This is a genomic window from Algoriphagus sp. (assembly GCF_039969895.1).
Lineage (GTDB): Bacteria > Bacteroidota > Bacteroidia > Cytophagales > Cyclobacteriaceae > Algoriphagus.
Genome location: NZ_JBDVMZ010000017.1, coordinates 134,800 through 153,266, shown reverse-complemented (window position 1 = coordinate 153,266; position 18,467 = coordinate 134,800). Strand labels below are relative to the sequence as shown.

The 18,467-nt window shown below is 40.5% G+C and carries 17 protein-coding genes; 11 read left to right on the top strand and 6 right to left on the bottom strand.

Going from position 1 to position 18,467, the window contains the following annotated elements; genetic code table 11:
• The first annotated feature begins 62 nt into the window (after nt 1-62).
• The 5 genes from queA (at nt 63) to ABJH64_RS14365 (ending at nt 4,838) form a co-directional block, all read left to right on the top strand.
• Nucleotides 63-1,112, top strand: coding sequence for a tRNA preQ1(34) S-adenosylmethionine ribosyltransferase-isomerase QueA (gene queA / locus ABJH64_RS14385; RefSeq protein WP_348275700.1), 1,050 nt, complete (start codon nt 63-65; stop codon nt 1,110-1,112).
• A 272-nt stretch (nt 1,113-1,384) separates the two neighbouring features.
• The gene (locus ABJH64_RS14380; protein WP_348275701.1) at nt 1,385-2,074 is read left to right on the top strand and encodes a 2-C-methyl-D-erythritol 4-phosphate cytidylyltransferase; all 690 of its coding nucleotides are present in this window, start codon (nt 1,385-1,387) and stop codon (nt 2,072-2,074) included.
• A 127-nt stretch (nt 2,075-2,201) separates the two neighbouring features.
• Nucleotides 2,202-3,047 (top strand): DUF5668 domain-containing protein, encoded by an 846-nt coding sequence (locus ABJH64_RS14375; RefSeq protein WP_348275702.1) that lies wholly within the window; start codon nt 2,202-2,204, stop codon nt 3,045-3,047.
• 28 nt (nt 3,048-3,075) lie between these two features.
• Nucleotides 3,076-4,116, top strand: coding sequence for a histidine kinase (locus ABJH64_RS14370; RefSeq protein WP_348275703.1), 1,041 nt, complete (start codon nt 3,076-3,078; stop codon nt 4,114-4,116).
• Nucleotides 4,113-4,838, top strand: coding sequence for a LytTR family transcriptional regulator DNA-binding domain-containing protein (locus ABJH64_RS14365; RefSeq protein WP_348275704.1), 726 nt, complete (start codon nt 4,113-4,115; stop codon nt 4,836-4,838). The genes ABJH64_RS14370 and ABJH64_RS14365 overlap by 4 nt, the downstream gene beginning before the upstream one ends.
• 359 nt (nt 4,839-5,197) lie before the next feature.
• On the opposite strand, the gene ABJH64_RS14360 is transcribed toward ABJH64_RS14365, so the two are convergent.
• The gene (locus tag ABJH64_RS14360) at nt 5,198-5,419 is read right to left on the bottom strand and encodes a DUF2795 domain-containing protein (protein WP_024284896.1); all 222 of its coding nucleotides are present in this window, start codon (nt 5,417-5,419) and stop codon (nt 5,198-5,200) included.
• 77 nt (nt 5,420-5,496) lie between these two features.
• Nucleotides 5,497-6,744, bottom strand: a complete 1,248-nt coding sequence (locus ABJH64_RS14355; protein ID WP_348275705.1) for a DUF349 domain-containing protein — start codon at nt 6,742-6,744, stop codon at nt 5,497-5,499.
• Between the two features lie 132 nt (nt 6,745-6,876).
• Here ABJH64_RS14355 and ettA point away from each other — a divergent pair, with 132 nt between their 5' ends.
• The gene (gene ettA, locus ABJH64_RS14350; RefSeq protein ID WP_348275706.1) at nt 6,877-8,556 is read left to right on the top strand and encodes an energy-dependent translational throttle protein EttA; all 1,680 of its coding nucleotides are present in this window, start codon (nt 6,877-6,879) and stop codon (nt 8,554-8,556) included.
• An 82-nt stretch (nt 8,557-8,638) separates the two neighbouring features.
• Here the strand turns inward: ettA and ABJH64_RS14345 are convergent, their stop codons facing one another.
• Nucleotides 8,639-10,048 carry a sulfatase-like hydrolase/transferase gene (locus ABJH64_RS14345; protein ID WP_348275707.1) on the bottom strand — a complete coding sequence of 470 codons (1,410 nt, stop codon included), beginning with the start codon at nt 10,046-10,048 and terminating at the stop codon, nt 8,639-8,641.
• Between the two features lie 340 nt (nt 10,049-10,388).
• Entirely contained in the window at nt 10,389-11,603 is a 1,215-nt protein-coding gene (locus tag ABJH64_RS14340; protein ID WP_348275708.1) for a metallophosphoesterase, read from the bottom strand.
• 631 nt (nt 11,604-12,234) lie between these two features.
• Between ABJH64_RS14340 and ABJH64_RS14335 the strand changes: the two genes are divergently transcribed.
• Nucleotides 12,235-13,551, top strand: coding sequence for a pyridoxal phosphate-dependent aminotransferase (locus ABJH64_RS14335; protein WP_348275709.1), 1,317 nt, complete (start codon nt 12,235-12,237; stop codon nt 13,549-13,551).
• Nucleotides 13,552-13,685: 134 nt separating this feature from the next.
• Here the strand turns inward: ABJH64_RS14335 and ABJH64_RS14330 are convergent, their stop codons facing one another.
• Both ABJH64_RS14330 and ABJH64_RS14325 read right to left on the bottom strand, forming a co-directional pair.
• Nucleotides 13,686-14,036 (bottom strand): four helix bundle protein, encoded by a 351-nt coding sequence (locus ABJH64_RS14330; RefSeq protein WP_348275710.1) that lies wholly within the window; start codon nt 14,034-14,036, stop codon nt 13,686-13,688.
• A gap of 102 nt (nt 14,037-14,138) precedes the next feature.
• The gene (locus ABJH64_RS14325; protein ID WP_348275711.1) at nt 14,139-15,074 is read right to left on the bottom strand and encodes a zinc dependent phospholipase C family protein; all 936 of its coding nucleotides are present in this window, start codon (nt 15,072-15,074) and stop codon (nt 14,139-14,141) included.
• Nucleotides 15,075-15,287: 213 nt separating this feature from the next.
• On the opposite strand from ABJH64_RS14325, the gene rpsT reads away from it, so the two are divergent.
• From rpsT to ABJH64_RS14305, 4 genes are all read left to right on the top strand, one after another.
• Nucleotides 15,288-15,542 carry a 30S ribosomal protein S20 gene (gene rpsT / locus ABJH64_RS14320; RefSeq protein WP_348275712.1) on the top strand — a complete coding sequence of 85 codons (255 nt, stop codon included), beginning with the start codon at nt 15,288-15,290 and terminating at the stop codon, nt 15,540-15,542.
• Between the two features lie 98 nt (nt 15,543-15,640).
• A complete protein-coding gene (radC, locus tag ABJH64_RS14315) occupies nt 15,641-16,336 on the top strand; it encodes a DNA repair protein RadC (protein WP_348275713.1) in 696 nt (231 codons plus the stop codon).
• 39 nt (nt 16,337-16,375) lie between these two features.
• Nucleotides 16,376-16,993, top strand: a complete 618-nt coding sequence (locus tag ABJH64_RS14310; protein ID WP_348275714.1) for a DUF1684 domain-containing protein — start codon at nt 16,376-16,378, stop codon at nt 16,991-16,993.
• 351 nt (nt 16,994-17,344) lie between these two features.
• Nucleotides 17,345-18,364, top strand: a complete 1,020-nt coding sequence (locus tag ABJH64_RS14305; RefSeq protein ID WP_348275715.1) for a hypothetical protein — start codon at nt 17,345-17,347, stop codon at nt 18,362-18,364.
• Nucleotides 18,365-18,467: the final 103 nt, after the last annotated feature.

The following is an 18,467-nucleotide window of genomic DNA, read 5'->3' as shown; positions in this document are numbered from 1 at the left end:
AGCCATGTGAGATTTCTCCCGGTATATATCGGGATGGCCTTTAAAAGACAAATTATAACCTTATGAAATTATCGGATTTCAAATTTGACGTTCCAAAAAAACTAATAGCTCATTATCCTGCTCCAAACCGGGATGAATCCAGGTTGATGGTTATCCATCGAGATTCTGGTAAGATTGAACACAAGGTTTTTAAAGATATTATCGAGTACTTCGGTGAGGGCGATGTCTTTGTGACCAATGACACCAAAGTTTTCCCAGCTAGGCTTTACGGCAATAAGGAAAAAACAGGAGCTGAGATAGAAGTGTTTCTTTTGAGAGAATTAAATTCTGAATTGAAACTTTGGGATGTTCTAGTAGATCCAGCTCGTAAAATCAGAGTGGGTAACAAACTTTACTTTGGAGATTCGGACCTAGTGGCGGAAGTCATTGATAACACCACCTCAAGAGGTCGTACAATCCGGTTCCTGTTTGACGGAACAGATGAAGAATTTCACAAGACGATCGATACCTTAGGTGAGACCCCACTTTTGAAGGAATTTATCGAAAGAAAAGTAGAAGCTGAAGATAAAGAGAGATATCAAACTGTGTTCGCCAAGAACGTAGGCGCTGTAGCAGCACCTACTGCTGGTTTACACTTTACTCCTCATTTGCTGAAAAGACTGGAGCTTCAGGGCGTGGACGTAACTCCAATTACGCTTCATGTTGGACTAGGAACTTTCCGTCAAGTGGACGTAGAAGATCTCACTAAGCATAAAATGGATTCGGAAAACTACGAGATCCCAGATGGAACCGTAAAGTTGGTCAATAGATCCTTGGATGCTAAAAAGAGAGTGGTAGCTGTAGGTACCACCGCATTGAAGACGATAGAGTCATCGGTGACTGCCAATGGTCGATTGAAAGCGAGCAACGGTTGGACTGATAAGTTTATCATTCCTCCTTATGATTTCAAAATTGCCAATTCTTTGATCACCAATTTTCACCTACCGGAATCCACCTTGCTGATGACAGCAGCGGCGTTTGGAGGATACGATTTAGTGATGAAAGCATACAAAGAAGCCATAAAAGAAAAGTATCGTTTCTTCTCTTATGGAGATGCAATGCTGATTCTTTAATATTAGAAAGCTCCGAAAGGAGCTTTTTTTATGCGAAAAAGTAACTACCACATGGGTGTCGCAAAGTTTTGCAGAGATTGCAGCTTGGCATCAGCTACCCTAGAAGTGGAGCTGACTGTGCTTTTCTTCTAGGTAATTTCCCTGTCACTCGAAGTAATGGTCTGCGAACCCTGCTTTGTTGCCTGATTCGTAGTTGGTTTATTTTCACTTCGGCATAACTTTACAAAAAAAATACTGAGGAGTATGATTTCTTACGTTTGCGGAAAATAAGTATGGCAAAAAAAGCAGCGATCCTGGTAGCAGGCGGAAAAGGAACAAGAATGGGAGGCCCTATAGCTAAGCAATATTTACCTGTTGCGGGACAGCCGATTCTGATGCGAACGCTTTCTGTTTTTTATGGTGCTGATCCTTCCACCGATTTGATCCTAGTTTTGCCTGAAAGTGAATTTTTCTACTGGGAAAAATTGTGTGCGGAATATAAATTCGAACTTCCTCATCGTCTCGTTGCGGGAGGTAATTCAAGATTTCAATCGGTTAGGAATGGATTGGATGCTCTCAGTTCAGATGCGAAGCTGGTTGCAATCCATGATGGAGTCAGGCCTTTTGTAAAACGAGAAGTGATTGAAGAAAGCTTTGAGGTAGCAGAACGTACCGGTAGCGCTATTTCCGTGATCCATTTGAAGGATTCTATCCGAAAGGTTAATTCCGAGGGACATTCTTTTTTCGAGGAGCGACAGTTCTATAGATTGGTACAGACTCCTCAGACTTTTCAAGTAGAGAAAATCAAGAAGGCCTTCACCGCCAGCGAAAAGTCGCAGTTTACGGATGATGCCACTGTCTATGAAAACCAAGGCTGGCAAGTGACTTTAATCGCCGGAAACGAAGAGAATATCAAAATCACGACCCCGGCTGACATGGATTTTGCGGAGTTTATTGCTTCTGGAAAATCTTCAGATCGGTAAAACCTCAGCTTGAAAATTCACCTACTTTTTAGGCGGTTTCACCGACTTTTTGCTAGTGTTGACCTTTTGTGTATTTCAGAGGTTAGGTGCTTGAATTACTTTCGAGTATCATTTAAATCAAAACTCAATGAAACGAAATCGCATAAACAACAATGACGGAGGAATGATCTTCGGATTCATTATCCTGGCAGTAGGTGTACTAATACTACTCAGAAAACTTAATATTTTCTACCCTGACTGGCTGCTGTCGTGGCCTATGATCTTGATTGCTATTGGAGTGATCACTTTGGTCAAGCATGAATTCAAAAGTTTTTTTGGACTGTTAATGCTCGGATTAGGGGTGTTCTTCCTGTTAGAAAGAGAATTTGATTTCCACTTTGGATTGCAAAATTACATTTTCCCGATAGCGCTGATTTTAGTGGGTATCTACCTCATTACCAAAAAGCAACAAGAACGGCAGGCACTGACGAGTATTCAGGATAAACTGAACGCGAAAAATGCTGCTAATCAAACTTCCACTGATGATAAAGTCTCAGATCAAGCATACCATAAGGAAGAAAAGACTGCTTTCTCAAGACAAACGACGGGAAATAAGTCATTCTCAGGAATGTCTGGCACCTCTGGCGCAAGCTACTCTGACAGTGTCTCGATAGACTCGATTTTGAGCGGAATTAATAAGCGTATGCTTACAAAGAATTTTCAAGGTGGTAAACTGACTGCTGCCTTCGGAGGCATCGACTTAGACCTTACCCAATCTGATTTCTCGGGAATGATCAACCTCCAGGTAGATGTCATCTTCGGTGCGATCAAGTTGGTGGTTCCTCCGCATTGGGATATTCGAGTAGAGGTGACAAATATCGCTGCGGGTGTGGAGGACAAAAGAGTCTATCGCCAAGCAGAAACTGACTCTGATAAAATATTAGTAATCAGAGGTACAGTCTTCTTTGGTGGTTTGGAAATCAAATCTTATTAACGAAATTCCTTTATAGAACCCTAGCCAATTGTTTTCAAGAGCATTTTCAAATCCTTATATCAGTAAATGGATCGTCCAAGGAGCCGGAATAATCTGGTTCCTTGGTACGTTCGGATTACTTATGTACTATGGAGTCGGTCAGGCAGTAGCCATAGTTGATGCCTTAATTTTTGCTTTGTTTTTTATTTTCGGAGTGAATATCATCGATCAAACATTTAATTTTTACGTTCCTTCAGGGCGAAACAACAGCATGTTATTGATATTTCCTTTGTTGTTCAGCTTGGTGGCTAGCTACTTTCATTTCCAACTGTTGAGGTGGATTTTTGATGAAGAAAGCCTCTATTTGGTTTTTTTGCGTGAAGTTTTTTTGCTTCGCTGGGCCGTTTTGGGAATGGCAGAAATCCTCGTAGCCCTACTGGCTTTAGCTGTATCCAAACTCGAAGAGCAAAAAGAAATCAAAAACAGGGAAGTGATGATGCATGAGCTTTCCAGAGAAGCTGAGCTGAGCCAGCTTCGTCAGCAGCTGCAACCTCATTTTCTGTTCAATAGTCTCAACTCGATCTCTGCGCTGACCATCTCCCAACCCCAAAAAGCCCGGGAAATGGTTCTTCAGTTATCGGACTTTTTGCGAGGGACTATGGAAAAGGATCATCAGCAGTGGGTCTCTTTAGAGGAAGAATTGACTTACCTGAAAATGTATCTGGATATTGAGCATGTCCGATTTGGGCATCGTTTGGAAGTTGTTTTCGATGTGACGGATGAAGTAAAGCAATTGCGTTTGCCTCAGCTATTGATACAACCCCTTTTGGAAAATGCGATAAAACATGGCCTCTACGGTATCACAGAAGATGTGAGAATTATCCTTCGGGCATACAAAGAGCAGAACTATCTAATGGTGCAAATAGAGAATCCTTTTGACCCTGAGGTCGCAGCACCCAAGGGCACCGGGTTCGGATTGAGCTCGGTCGGACGCCGTTTATTTTTGCTTTTTGGTAGAAAAGACTTGTTAGAATCGAAAGCTGTGGAGTCAGTTTTCACGGTAATTTTAAAAATCCCCCAACATAAATGATCAAGACTTTAATCATAGATGACGAACCTTTGGCAGCCTCTATTGTCCAAGAGTTTTTAGCTGACAACCCCAAGTTTGAGGTAGTGGCTGTGTGTCGCGATGGGTTTCAGGGACTCAAAGCTATCCAAGAGCATGAGCCAGATTTGATATTTCTGGATGTACAGATGCCGAAGATTACGGGTTTTGAGATGCTGGAATTATTGGATGAGCCACCTGCGGTGATATTCACCACAGCTTTTGATCAGTATGCATTGAAGGCTTTTGATGCGATGGCACTTGATTATCTGCTAAAACCTTTCTCGCAAGAGCGTTTTGCCCAAGCCTTAGATAAATTTTTGGTGCAAAAAGGCTCTACGAGTCAATCTACCCAGAGATTCAATGAGTTAGCGGAAAAGAGCAATCGACTAGTCGTCCGAGTCAAGAATGAAATCAAAATTATTCCCACACACGAGGTTAGTTTTTTCGAAGCAGAAGATGATTACATCGCCATACATACCGGAGCAGGGAAATACCTTAAGAAAATGACGATGAAGTCGCTTGAGGAAGCGTTGGACCCTGCGAAGTTTGTCCGGGTGCATAGATCTTATCTGATCAACCTCAATGAAATTACCAAAATAGAGCCTTACGAGCGAGATACTTATTTGGTTTTACTGAGAGCTGGCGCAAAAGTACCAGTGAGTAAAACGGGGTATAGTAGGCTGAGACAGGTGCTTGGGGTATAATTTTCAGTGATCAGTCCCATTTTATATTCCCAATAATTCAGTTGCCCTGATCATTCCTGGATTTGAGAGAAGGTATTCAGTCCTTTGTTTTTTTAATACATTCTTCAGGTTGCTAGGTTGAGAAATTGAGATAGAAGTCCAGGAGGCTTCATTATCTCTGGTCCGAGACTGCCAAGCGGCAGGCATTTCTGAGGACATTGAATGAAAGGGATCAAAAGCATGAGACTATAACCTTACTTAGCCTTTATCAAGATTTGTATGGAAAAATAGTGTGCTCTGCGAAACCTCTGGGTACTCCGCGCTTAAAACAGAGAAATTAGTATAGAAGAAAAAAAGCCCCGATCACTCAGGGCTTTCCATTAATATTCGTCTTCGTTGAAAAAGAAGTCGTCTTTAGTCGGGTAATCCGGCCAAATCTCTTCGATGGTCTCATAAGGTTCCCCATCATCTTCTAATTCTTGTAGATTTTCTACTACTTCCATAGGTGCGCCGGATCGGATGGCATAATCAATTAATTCATCCTTGGTGGCTGGCCATGGTGCGTCCTCTAGATAGGATGCTAATTCGAGTGTCCAGTACATAGTGTTTATTTTAAAGGAGTTCCGGAGTTTAAAGGGTGCAAAATTATTCTTTTTTTATAATTATCAGCGGTGTAAGACTAATTAAAAGAAAGTTGTTTCAAAATATAATTTTTAACATCCACTTTACGCTTTACCGCAAATAGTTTTTTCTTCATCATGATATCAAAATCAGCTGACTGAACGCGGAAATTCTCCGTATTTTGTTGTGCCGCTTCCAGCTCAGTTTGATCTCTACGCAATAAATCTTTTAATAAAGCAGATTTTATCTGAATTTGTTCTGCCTTTGGTTTTTCGTCAAAATCAGGATATTTTCCATGGACAAGTTTTTCTAGAAAAGCCTTCTCAAAGACGATGTCAGAGAAAAACTGGAATGATCTAACGATCAGGTTTGCTTCTTTGGGCTTACGAGGCGGCAATTTTCTCCATTCTTCCTGAATCTCTTTTGCTCTTCCTATCAGTTCATAGGAGGTTGGTTTTCCCGATAGATTTTTGATTTCCTCAGTCAGGGTCTCCACTTTCCGCATGAGCTCCCTAGGATTCATTTGTGGGCCTGTTTGTAATGTTCTTTTATATCTGGAGAAAATCCGGTTGTTCAATTTGGAAAACTCGTCCCAGAGAGGCTGACGTTTTTCTGCCGGCACTTTTCCCGCCTCTTTCCACTGCTTTTGGATTTTTTTTGAGATATCAAAGGCAGTCTTTGCGTCCGGAAAATCATGCGCTTCTCTGGCCTGAAGTACAAGAGCTTCATAGACTTTGATGTTTTCATCAGCCTGAAGTGCCAGTCCCTCAAAGAAATGTCTTCTGTTTTCGAAGAAATGTTGCACGATCTCATTGAACGTGTTCTCTATTTCTTCTTGATATTCTTTGTCAACCGGTCCGGTTTTGATCCAGCGAAGCTTAAGATCCTTATAGAACTCAGTCGTTTCTTTCCAGTCTGTATCGTCTTTTTTCTCCTGAGCTTCCAGGATTAATTCTCTTTTTACCTCCAGATTTTTTTTCCTATTCTGTTGGATTATTTCGTTGAGGGCTTCTTCTTGTTCTTTGAGTTCTTCTATAAGCGGCTCAAAATCGCCAAGTGCATCGGATTGATATAAAGATTCTCTCAGGTGAATCAGCTTCATCAGGAAAGATCCTTTGTTCTGATTTTCCTGAATGTCCCTTTTGAGTTTGGCTACTTTCTCCTGGAGTAGTACAAATCGATCTTCAAAATACTTGAGTGTAGAGTCCTCATCTTCTTTTACCTCGCCAATAATTCGATCTTCTTGACCCAAAAAACCCCTCAAATAAACTTTGTCGTTCTTGATATATCCGTACGGATGCTCCATTCTTCTACAATAGGTTAGGTGGCGGTTTTCAAATTTCCGCAAATTAATTAATTCAAAAGCACTTATCCTAAGAAAGCGGTTTTTTTGCCATCTTTGAAATTTATGTGCAATTCTAAAGTAAAAATATAACGTATGAGTTCAGAAAAAATCATCTTTTCTATGGCAGGGGTTTCTAAAATCTACCCTCCACAGAAAAAAGTTCTTAAGGATATTTATCTCTCATTTTTCTACGGAGCCAAAATCGGTGTTCTAGGCTTGAACGGCTCTGGCAAATCCTCTCTCCTCAGAATCATTGCAGGCATGGATAAGGAATTCCAGGGCGAAGTAGTCTGGTCTCCCGGCTACACGGTGGGAATGCTCGAGCAGGAACCCAAGCTTGATCCTACCAAAACGGTAAAGGAAGTAGTGGAAGAGGCAGTTGCTGAGACGGTAGCTTTGCTAAAGGAATTCGAGGCAATCAATGAGCAATTCATGGATCCAGCTTTGATGGAAGATCCGGATGCGATGAATGAGCTGATCGAAAAGCAAGGTGAAGTACAGACCAAGCTAGACGCTGCCAACGCGTGGGAATTGGATACGATGTTGGAGAAAGCTATGGATGCACTTCGACTGCCGCCTAGTGACGCCAATGTGGCTAACCTTTCCGGTGGTGAAAAAAGAAGAGTTGCGCTTTGCCGACTTCTTCTTCAAGAGCCAGATGTGCTGTTACTCGATGAGCCTACCAACCATCTGGACGCGGAATCTGTGCATTGGCTGGAGCAACACTTGCAAAACTATAAGGGAACTGTCATTGCCGTAACTCACGATAGATACTTCTTGGATAACGTGGCCGGCTGGATTCTTGAACTGGATCGGGGTGAAGGTATTCCGTGGAAAGGGAATTATTCTTCTTGGCTGGATCAAAAGCAGAATCGATTGAAGCAGGAAGAGAAAACAGAGTCTAAGCGTCAGAAGACATTGGAGCGCGAATTGGAGTGGATTAGAATGTCTCCAAAAGCCCGTCAGGCAAAAGGCAAAGCCCGTCTTAATTCTTATGATAAATTGGTCGGAGAGGAATCCAAAGAAAGAGAAGCAAAACTGGAATTGTTTATTCCTCCAGGACCGCGCTTAGGAGCGAAGGTGATCGAAGTAAATGGGGTTTCCAAAGCCTATGGTGATAAATTACTTTTTGAAAACTTGACTTTTGCTTTGCCACAAGGTGGAATCGTCGGAGTGATCGGGCCAAATGGTGCGGGTAAATCAACCCTTTTCAAACTAATCACTGGACAGGAAAAACCTGATGCTGGTAATTTCGAAGTGGGGGAGACTGTTCAATTGGCTTACGTAGATCAAGGACATGATATCTTGGATCCAAATAAGACAGTTTACCAGACGATTTCCGAAGGAAACGAATTAATGAAATTGGGAAATAAAGAAGTGAATTCCAGAGCCTATGTTTCCAAATTCAACTTCGGTGGAGGTGATCAGGAGAAAAAAGTAGGAATACTTTCCGGGGGAGAACGAAACCGAGTTCATTTAGCCTTGACGCTGAAAGAAGGCGGAAACCTGTTGCTTCTCGATGAGCCAACCAATGACTTGGACGTGAACACGTTGAGAGCTTTGGAAGAAGCATTAGAAAACTTCGGTGGTTGTGCTGTGGTAATTTCCCACGACAGATGGTTCCTGGATAGAATCTGTACACATATTTTGGCTTTTGAAGGTGATTCTCAGGTGGTGTGGTTTGAAGGTAACTTCTCCGACTACGAAGAGAATAAGAAGAAAAGATTGGGCGATGTGGAACCGAAGCGGATACGGTATAAGAATTTGAAGTAAAGATCAAGCAGATTTAAAGATCAAAATTATATACCACCTCCATTACTTTTATAAAGTCTGTGGAGGTGGTTTTTTTACAATATTATTTCACCTCAGGCTGCCTCACCTGATACTTATGATCATACAATTCCAACTGTCGCTTTTTCCAAGCAGCTCCTTCCAAGAATACAGGATGCGGAAGGTTTACATCCCAGGTACCTAACTTTTTCAATAAGTAAGTAGTCTTGTCTATGTTCTTCAGTGCCAAATCATTTTCCTCTGAAGGATCGTCCGCAAGATTATAAAGCATAGGAAGTCTATCTGGAATACTTACCAGTTTCCAGTCGCCTTCCCGAATAGCACGACTGATGGTGAATTTCCACGTCATTTCCCGATTGGCAAGCGGAGCAGATTTTCCAGTCAGGTGAGGGAGTAAATCCACTCCAGTAAACATATTCATGTCGGTTTCTTTGTCTCCAGCTAATGCAAGAAATGTAGGGACTACATCCAATGAAGTGACCTGCTCATTGTAAATCATGCCTTTTGGAAGTAAACCTGGTAAATTCATCACAAAAGGAACATGGATTCCGCCTTCCAGCAAAATGCCTTTTTGTCCCCGATAAGGAGCATTGATAGAAGCATTGCTATCTGCAGGACCTCCATTGTCACTGAAAAATACGACTAGTGTATTCTCGCTAAGTCCTTGGTCTTTTAATGATTGCATGATTTTACCGACGTTCAGATCCAGTCTGTGAACCATTGCTGCATAGGTGCGACGCTTTTTATCTTCTATATTTTGGTATAATGCCAAATCCTCTTCCAGCGCTTGCATGGGCGTATGGGGTGCATTAAATGCTGCAAAGAGGAAGAATGGCTCGCCTTTGTGTCTAGTAATGAAGTCCACGCTTTCATTTCCAACATCATCTGTGATGTAGGTGATAGGATCTGGAGTTTTGAAATTACTTTCCAAAGGCTCCTTGTATCCTTTACCATCTGGATGGGATTCAAAATAGTCATGTCCACCTCCCGTATATCCCCAGAACTCATCAAAACCTCGCTTTAGCGGATGGAACTGAGGTTCTTTTCCCAAATGCCATTTCCCAATCAGGCCATTCACATAGCCAAGCTTGTTTAAATGATCAGCGATTGTTTGTTGGGTGAAAGGAAGCCCGTTGTATTCAGGGTCAAAACCTTGCTCAACCCCTCCTAGATTATTGTCATGACCAAATTCCACCTGATTGATTCCAGTGATAAATCCTGCTCTGGAAGGGCTGCAAACTGCCGAAGAAACGTAGCCTTGGGTAAAGGTGACTCCATCTGCTGCAAGTTGATCTATATGAGGTGTTTTGATTTGGGTGCTTCCCGTAAATCCCAAATCACCATAACCCAGATCATCTGCTACGATCAATACTAGGTTATAATGAGTTGGTTTCTTCAAAGTAGAATCATTTTTAGCGAAGCTAAAAAATGGAAAAAGCATAAATGCCAGGCCGAGACTTAAAGAAGTTTTCATTTTGTAGATATTTCTAAAGTTTATTGCGGTAGAAGACTTATATCAAAAAGACAGAAAGTTATTCTGTATTTCTTCCCACAAAATAGACCCGAATTATAGTTGGCTATTTGCAATTGACCAAAGAAAAACTCAAGAAATCTAATCCAAGCCACGCTTTCATTTCACTTTTTTGTTACTTTACGCCCCTCTGGGTGAAGTCAAATGTCAAGTTGGACTGGGTGGGATTTGTTATTCCACCCTCATATCTTGAGTAATTTATAATTGGCTTCTGATATCCAATCAGAAGTATTCTTTTTTTAATTTAAACTACTTTCTCAAAAACACCCTTCAGCCAACATCACTACTTCCTCTTCAACTTAATCACCGTAATCTCAGGCCAGATCCCTACCCTTCCTGGAAAGGCTAAAAATCCAAATCCACGGTTGACATGTAAGTAGCGGCCTAGTTCCTCGTACAGTCCAGCCCATTTCGGATAACGAAGAGAAGCTGGACTCCACTTGATAAAACCCGGAATCTCTATCCCAAACTGCATTCCATGGGTATGGCCACTTAGAGTAAGATGGATAAATTGAGAGAAATTTTTTACCTGCTCGTCAAAGTGGGAAGGGTCATGGCTCATCAAGATTTTGAAGCTTTGATCACTCAAGTTTGCAGCAGCTTTCTTTAGGTCTCCATATTGCCCAAATCCCTTTCCCCAATTTTCCACACCAATAAGGTCTATGGTTGCTCCTAGTCTTTCGATTTTTACGTTTTCATTCCGTAAAAGCTTGAATCCCAATTCCCGCTGAATATCATACAGACGCTGCATATTGGCTTCTTTGGCTGCCTTGCTCGGCCAGGAAACATAATCTCCGTAGTCATGATTTCCTAAGATGGAATACTTGCCCATGGGAGCTTTCAGCTTTTTGAATGTGTCGATCCAAGGTTCCATTTCTGTTGCTTGGTTGTTCACCAAGTCACCCGTAAATAGGATAATATCCGATTCTTGTTCATTTATCAGCTCAATGCCATATTCCAGCTTCTTTTTATTATCAAAACTTCCGGAATGTATATCTGAAATCTGGGTAATCTTGAAGCCATCAAACTCCTCGGGTAAATCGTCAAATTCAAGGGTATGGTTTATTACCCGGTATCTGTATTTGCCTATTAATACGCCATGCAATATTCCCAAAAAAGGAATAGCAGAAATTATCAGTGCAGTTTGGCTTACAAATTTTCTTCTATCCGCTAGAAAACCCCCTTCCTGATGGCCAGCGACTGAATAAAAGATCCCGGTTAAAAAGCGTAAGATATCTTCTCCAAACATAAAGCCCAGGACGATGAGCTTAGGAATCAACGATAACACCAGCAGGGAGATCAGTCTTCCAAAGTTGGGACCCAGATTACTTCTGCTGAATGTCAGAAAACCATAGGCGACAAATAGATATAGTGAAATAGAAAACACCCAAAAGCCGATCTTAATCCAGCTATGCTCAGTAAATACTGTTTTGAAAGCCTGATAGGAATACCAGTCGATAAGGATTACGATGACTAGGACGATTGCAATGCGAACCAAGTGAAATTTGTTTAATTGTGGTATTAAGATGACTTGCTAGGGAGGCCAATATAGATTAAACACGCAACGGAAGAAAATGGCTAAATGATTGTGATAGCTACAGGAATTTCAGAATACATGTGTAGGTCAAAGCGCTAATTATTAATTCTCTGCTCTAATTTGTCGTCGGCTGTGTCCCCTGATATTCATGATCATACAGCCCCAACTGACGCTTTTTCCAGACAGCCCTTTCTAAGAATACAAAATGAATCAGTTGATATAAACCAATATTTTTTGTCAAAGTCAGGGTAGATTTCACCAGTGTTGTTATAAAGTCGGGGTAGTTTCTATTAATTGTTGTAACAAAGTAAGCCCAAATTACATTTGGCAGCCTTTTATACTCATTACACTAATGGATTATCTGCTTTACTGACAGTAAGGACGTGAATACAGCTCAATAGAAGATGAACACTATATCAAAGCCACTTCGGTCACCCATATTCGGTCTTCCAGCCTTTAATCAAAGTAAGTAAGGCTAATTTTATCATTTCGTGAAATCTTATATCTCAGGATTTCTATTCCAAACCTTACATTCATTCCTCTTTTTTGTTTCTTTACACCCGAATTAGTTGAAATTCAGCCTAACAAACCTATGAGACAGCAACTCCTAAGATCCGGAGCCGAAGAACTGACGTATGAAATTCGTGGAATCGTAAAAAAAGCCCGTCAAGTAGAAGCATTGGGCTATACGATGACTTGGGAAAACATCGGAGATCCGATCCAAAAAAGTAATAAAGTGCCCGATTGGATGAAGCAAATCATTGCTGATTTATTGAAGGAGGATACAACCTACGGATATGCGGATTCCAAAGGAGTGTTGGAGACGCGTAAATTCCTGGCGGGTCTTAATAATGAACGTGGAGGCGCGCAGATCACAGCGGAAGATATTTTGTTCTTCAATGGGCTCGGGGACGCGATCGCAAAGCTGTATCAATTTTTGATCCCTACTGCAAGAATTATTGGTCCTTCACCGGCTTATTCCACGCATAGTTCGGCTGAGGCTGCGCATGCTAACGCTGCCCCAATTACCTACAAACTTGATCCAGACAATCAATGGCTTCCGGACATGGAAGACTTGTATTTGAAGGTCCGCTATAATCCCTCTATTGTGGGAATCTTAATTATCAATCCTGATAATCCTACGGGCATGGTGTATCCACGGGAGGTTTTGGAGGCTTTTGTGAAAATAGCTGAGGAGTTTAATCTGCTTCTGATCACAGACGAAATCTATCAGAATATCACCTATAATGGTATCACAGCGGTTCCGCTTTCTGAAGTGATCGGAGATCGTCCAGCAATTTCACTTAAAGGAATCTCAAAAGAATTTCCTTGGCCTGGCTCGAGATGTGGCTGGATGGAGTTTTATAACCGTGAGTCTTCGAAGGAATTTTCGAAGCTTTGTCAAACGCTGGAAAATGCCAAGATGATCGAAGTTTGTTCGACTATATTGCCGCAGCTAGCAATTCCGAAAATCATGAAGCATCCAGCATACTTCAAATACAGGGAAGAGGCAAATGCCCAAATTGGCAAGCGGAGCGATTGGATGCGCGAGATTTTGGGAAATATTCCCGGGATCAAGTTCAACCCCACTCAGGGAGCTTTTTACAATACGATCGTATTTGATGAGGGAGTTTTGAAAGAAGGGCAATCACTTCTAATAGAAGATGAGAAACTTCGAGACCTGTTGGATTCTTGGTTGCAGGAAAATAATATGCCTTTGGACAAGCGATTTGTTTATAACCTGTTAGCTGCTGAGCAAATCTGCGTAGTCCCTATTTCTTCCTTTTGCTCAGATCTGCGAGGTTTCCGAGTTACTCTTTTGGAGGAAAATGAGGAGGTGTTCAAAAGTACGTTTAGGAGGATTGGAAGGGCGATTGAGGAGTATTTGAAGTCGGAAGTAAAGGTTTAAAGTTAAAGTCTGAAATATAAAATCAGAAATCTAAAAACGTTAAAACCACTTTTAGGAGCTGAAGGTTATGTTACCTTATAGAATGGAATTCAAAACTTTAAAGTGAAAAATCCAAAACCCCCACTGTTTAGCTCTTAAGAGTTTCTCTTGGCGTTGATGACCATGGTGGTGAAAATTGCGGTTAACTCACAAGCCTCTTTATGTAGAGGTTTTGTCCTTTCTTCAGAAGAAAGTCCGGATTCAGAGATTAATTCAAGCCAAAAAACGGTTTCATCAGCTTCTTCCTGAACTATGGATAATTTTGAAATAAATTCAGCTCTAGAACGACCGCGCTGAGAAGATCTATAATTTGCTCCAATAGAGGTGCCAGATCTGACAATTTGTTTTCCGAGTTCAAACCCAACCGTGTTTTTGGGTAGTTCTGAAACAAGCTTTATAATTTCCAAAGCAAATGCTTTTGTTCTTTGTTTTAGGTCTTTATCCATGCGATTGATTTTTTAGGTACTAAATTTCAACAATCTGATTATAAATACCCTCAATTGTTTGATGATTGCTTTTTTAGCTCTTTGACTTCATCTTTCTGACTTTCAATGGTCTCTAACTCTAATCTTTGGATTTGCCTCCAACTTCTCATCTTCTTCTACCACATTCGAAAAACTACTCAAATCCGGTTGCCCGGCATTGACCCAGGCGGTAAACCAAAAATCAGCAATCATCTTAATGGATTTTTTCATTTGCCGCTCTATTTGGTTATCCAAAGCAAGTGCGTATGCTTCTGTGAACTCTCGGGAGTAAACGCGGACGGTAAGGTTATTTCGTTCTTCATAGCTGTATTTTTGATCTGGAGCAAAGTTCTTAGTCAGCTCCTTTTCTATTTTCAGCACACTATCCACTTGCGCATGAGCCGCCGCCACCGCCTCCCAAATTGCGAGCTGAGGTTTTTCTACATAATCTGCCTGACCTACCCAAAGAGGATAATCCTTAGCTTGAAGCTCAGGTACGCGACTTTCCCAGAAGCCATGAATTCCAACCTGGTCAGTGAGCTGCCCATTATAATTCACCGTGGTGTGTAGTGGGACATTCAAATCAGCGAGGTAATGACCTAGGTCGGCAGAAAGTCTCAAAATGGCAGCTGAGTTTTTCGTTTCGAAAGCTTTTGTTAGGTTGAGAAAAGTAAAATATGCCGACCAAGGCCCGATTCCGTTTGCTCTAAGACTATCCTCAGAAAATTTTTCTACGGCTTCATTCCAATATTTTGGAAGAATTTGCAGGGCTGAATCTCCATAGTAATCCAGGTCTATAAAATGCTTTTCTGCCTCGCCTTCCACCGCGTATCTTCTTCGGTCAGGATTCACGGCATTCTCAGTAATGTATTGGATTTGAGGTTTATAGAAGGCGATCATTTCCTTGGGCAGAGAAAAAACAGCAAGCCTATTTATAAGAGAATGTGCATAAAAACCCCATGTTGAAGTTGTAACGGACATTAAAAAGATTAGAATAACAGAGGCTATAAAAATTTTCATATCTAAAAATAATCAAAATCTTTATCAGGAAAATGCCTGGATAAAAGGTATATTTGCAGCCTTAACAGGGATTTGTCAAGAATATTGCATTTGAAAAAATCTTGCAACACAAGGAATGTTTAAAATTCCTTTGGCAGAATTAATAAATTACAATAACTTTGCACTCCGATTCGGAATAGGGACACGTAAAAGAAATTCAATTATAATTAAGATATGGCAAATCACAAATCAGCTCTGAAGAGAATTCGTGCAAACGAAGCTAAGCGTTTGAGAAACAGATATCAGGCTAAGACAACCAGAACTTTCATCAAGAGATTGAAAGCAACTACCGATAAAGTAGAAGCTTCTGAGCTCTATAAGAAAGTATCTTCTATGTTGGACAAGTTGGCTAAGAAGAATGTGATTCACAAGAACAACGCAAGCAACAAAAAATCAAGATTGGCCAAGTTCGTTACTGCTCTAGGTTAATTAGTACAGATTTTTATAATCTCTAAAACCCTGCTGGTCAGGGTTTTTTTTGTGCTTAGAAATAATTAAATTCATAGCTCACTTTTTAATAGAAAGCTATGGATGTTTACTCCTCTATAAAAATCTCCCAATTAGCCGAAGAAGACAGACCTCGCGAGAAGCTTTTACTCAAAGGTAAATCTGCACTCACAGATGCTGAACTCATCGCGATACTGATAGGTTCTGGCACTCCTTCGGTAAGTGCGGTTGACCTCTCTAAATATATTCTCGCCAGCGTTAATTATGATCTACGTGAGTTGGCTAAGTTGTCTATTCAGGATCTTAAGAGATTTAAAGGAATAGGTGAGGCTAAAGCGATTTCAATTATTGCTGCGATGGAATTGGGTAGGAGAAGAAAAGATACCGAGCCTGCTCTGAAACCAACTATCGCTTGTTCGCATGATATATATGATTTGATGAAGCCAGAGTTACTAGGTGAGCAAATCGAATATTTCTATTTGATACTACTGAATCGAGGCAATAGAGTGATGAGAAAACAATTGATTTCTCAAGGTGGTACAGCCGGAACAGTTGTAGATCCAAAAGTCGTGTTTAAAATTGCTTTAGAGCATCTTGCCCAGTCGATTATTCTAGTACATAATCATCCGAGTGGCAGTATTTCTCCTTCAGAGCAAGATATCAGACTCACGCAAAGACTGGTGAAAATAGGTAGGGAATTGGATTTGACCGTGCTAGATCATGTGATTTTTGCAGATAGTGGCTACTTTAGCTTCGCCGATGACGGCACACTATGATTTTAGCCGGAATTGGGCGGAAAAACCTAGTAAATACACATGAAAAACAATACCATTTTAGTTCTAATTATCTCAGTCGTAGTTTTGGCAGCCGTAGTTTATACCCTGACGGCAACTGAAAGCCCTGAGGATTACATAGAGAAAATCGAGGCTGAACGAGAAAGACAGTTCAAATTCATCCGGTTCAACTTTGAATCACCTCTGACGGATGAGCAAAAGGCATCTTTTAAGAAATTGAATTTTTACCCTATTGATCCAGCTTATAGAGTGAAGGCTCGAATGGTGCAGATCGAGGGGAGAAAAGTGCGAGAAGTTCCGTTGACGGACGGTACCAAAGAAAAATATATTGAGCACTCCTGGGCTGAATTTGAGCTGAATGGCAAGCCTGAAAAACTCTTACTGCTTCAAGCGATCAATGAACCAGATAAACGGAATTTCTTTTTAGCATTTGCAGATAGCACCAGTGCAGTAGAGACCTATGGGGGCGGTAGGTATATCAATGCTCGCCAAGATGGCAAAAACAGTATTACGATAGATTTCAATATGGCTTACAATCCCTATTGCGCTTATAATCCTGATTATGGTTGTCCTTTACCTCCTCGAGAAAATTTGTTGGAAATCGCTATTCCAGTAGGGGAGAAAGATTACGGTAAGTGATTAAATATCAGGGTAAAGATTTGGTTTTTAATTTTTTTTAGATTTAATTCATAAATACTTATTTCATTTAAAATTTTACTACCATGAAAAAAATTTTGTTTCTCGGATTAGGATTCGTTTTCCTTTTTAGCGTCGAAGCAGTGCCATGTACTGCTGAGGTTTGGTGTGGTGAAGAGTATATTTCATGTACTGCAAATTATTCTTGCACCTCAGGACCCGACTGGGTGTCATGTACGTCATCAGGTGGGGGTACCCAGTATAATAGGTGCGGTTTAGGAGGATAATTCCAAATTATTAACTTAAAATTGGTCATGCACATTTGTAATGACCAATTTTATTTTCCATTGATTTATGAAAAATGCTTTTATACTATTTTTTGTTTACATAATTATTTCTTGCCAAAAGAAAGAGATAGAGAAAATTGAAGTGGTTGAATTGGTGCCAAGCAATTCCATTTCTCAACTTGACACGCTGTTTTTTACCAATGTTACAATATTTTCAGATAAGGATCATGTCTATTTTCTTAGTCATAGTCCTGCCTTTTTGGCAGCTACAGATAAGGAATTAAATCTTTTAAAGGTTTCTGCTGATCGTGGAGCTGGACCTAATGAGTTTAGTTTTCCAACTCAGGGAATGGCTTATGATGGAGTTGTTTACATTGTAGATCAAGGCAATCAAAGTATTAAGCGTTTTGATGCGGATAAGGTCAAATTCTTGTCTTCAACTAAAATTCCTGAGCAGATTTTTGATTTTAAGATTAGTGTGGATGAACAAGAGAATGTTTATTATCCAATATTTTCGCCTTTTGATGAAAATGTAGTTTTAAAAGTGAATAAAGATGGTAAACAGATTGATCGATTTAAATCTTCGTTTCCGGGGAATTCAAGAATAGGAGAAAATCGGCAGGTGAAACATTTTCAACTTGATGAAAAAGGAAATTTTATAATTGTTGGAGCAAGCCTTCCGTATGTTGAGTTGTTAAATTCTTCAGGAGAAAGTATAACTACGTTTAATATAGGAGATGTTGAGCCAATACGACTTGCACTAGATTCTTTAGAAAATGATTTGATTAGAAGTCCTGTTTCTAAAAGTAATATTCCAATGGTGATTATGGGGGTTCAGTATGATAAAGGAAAGCTTTATATGTCGTTTGTCGACAGGGTAGGGTATGACCGTTCAAAAGCAAGAAATCTTTTGGTATTCAATATTGATGAAACTAAATGTCAGTTAGAGAAAATATACAAATTTAAAACCGGCAATGAGGATGACGGGTATCATCCGTCTAATTTTCATGTGGATTCCGACGCTGGTAAATTGTATACACAGGGACTGAGTTCAAAACAAATTTTTGTTTTTGATTTGCCTGCCTGACTTTCCTTTAGATCGATAAGGCTTAAAGCTGAATAAGTGAATTGATTTTTCTAAATTTGTTGAGTTGTAGAAAAAGGGTTTCAAACCCTTTTTCTGTTTTGTG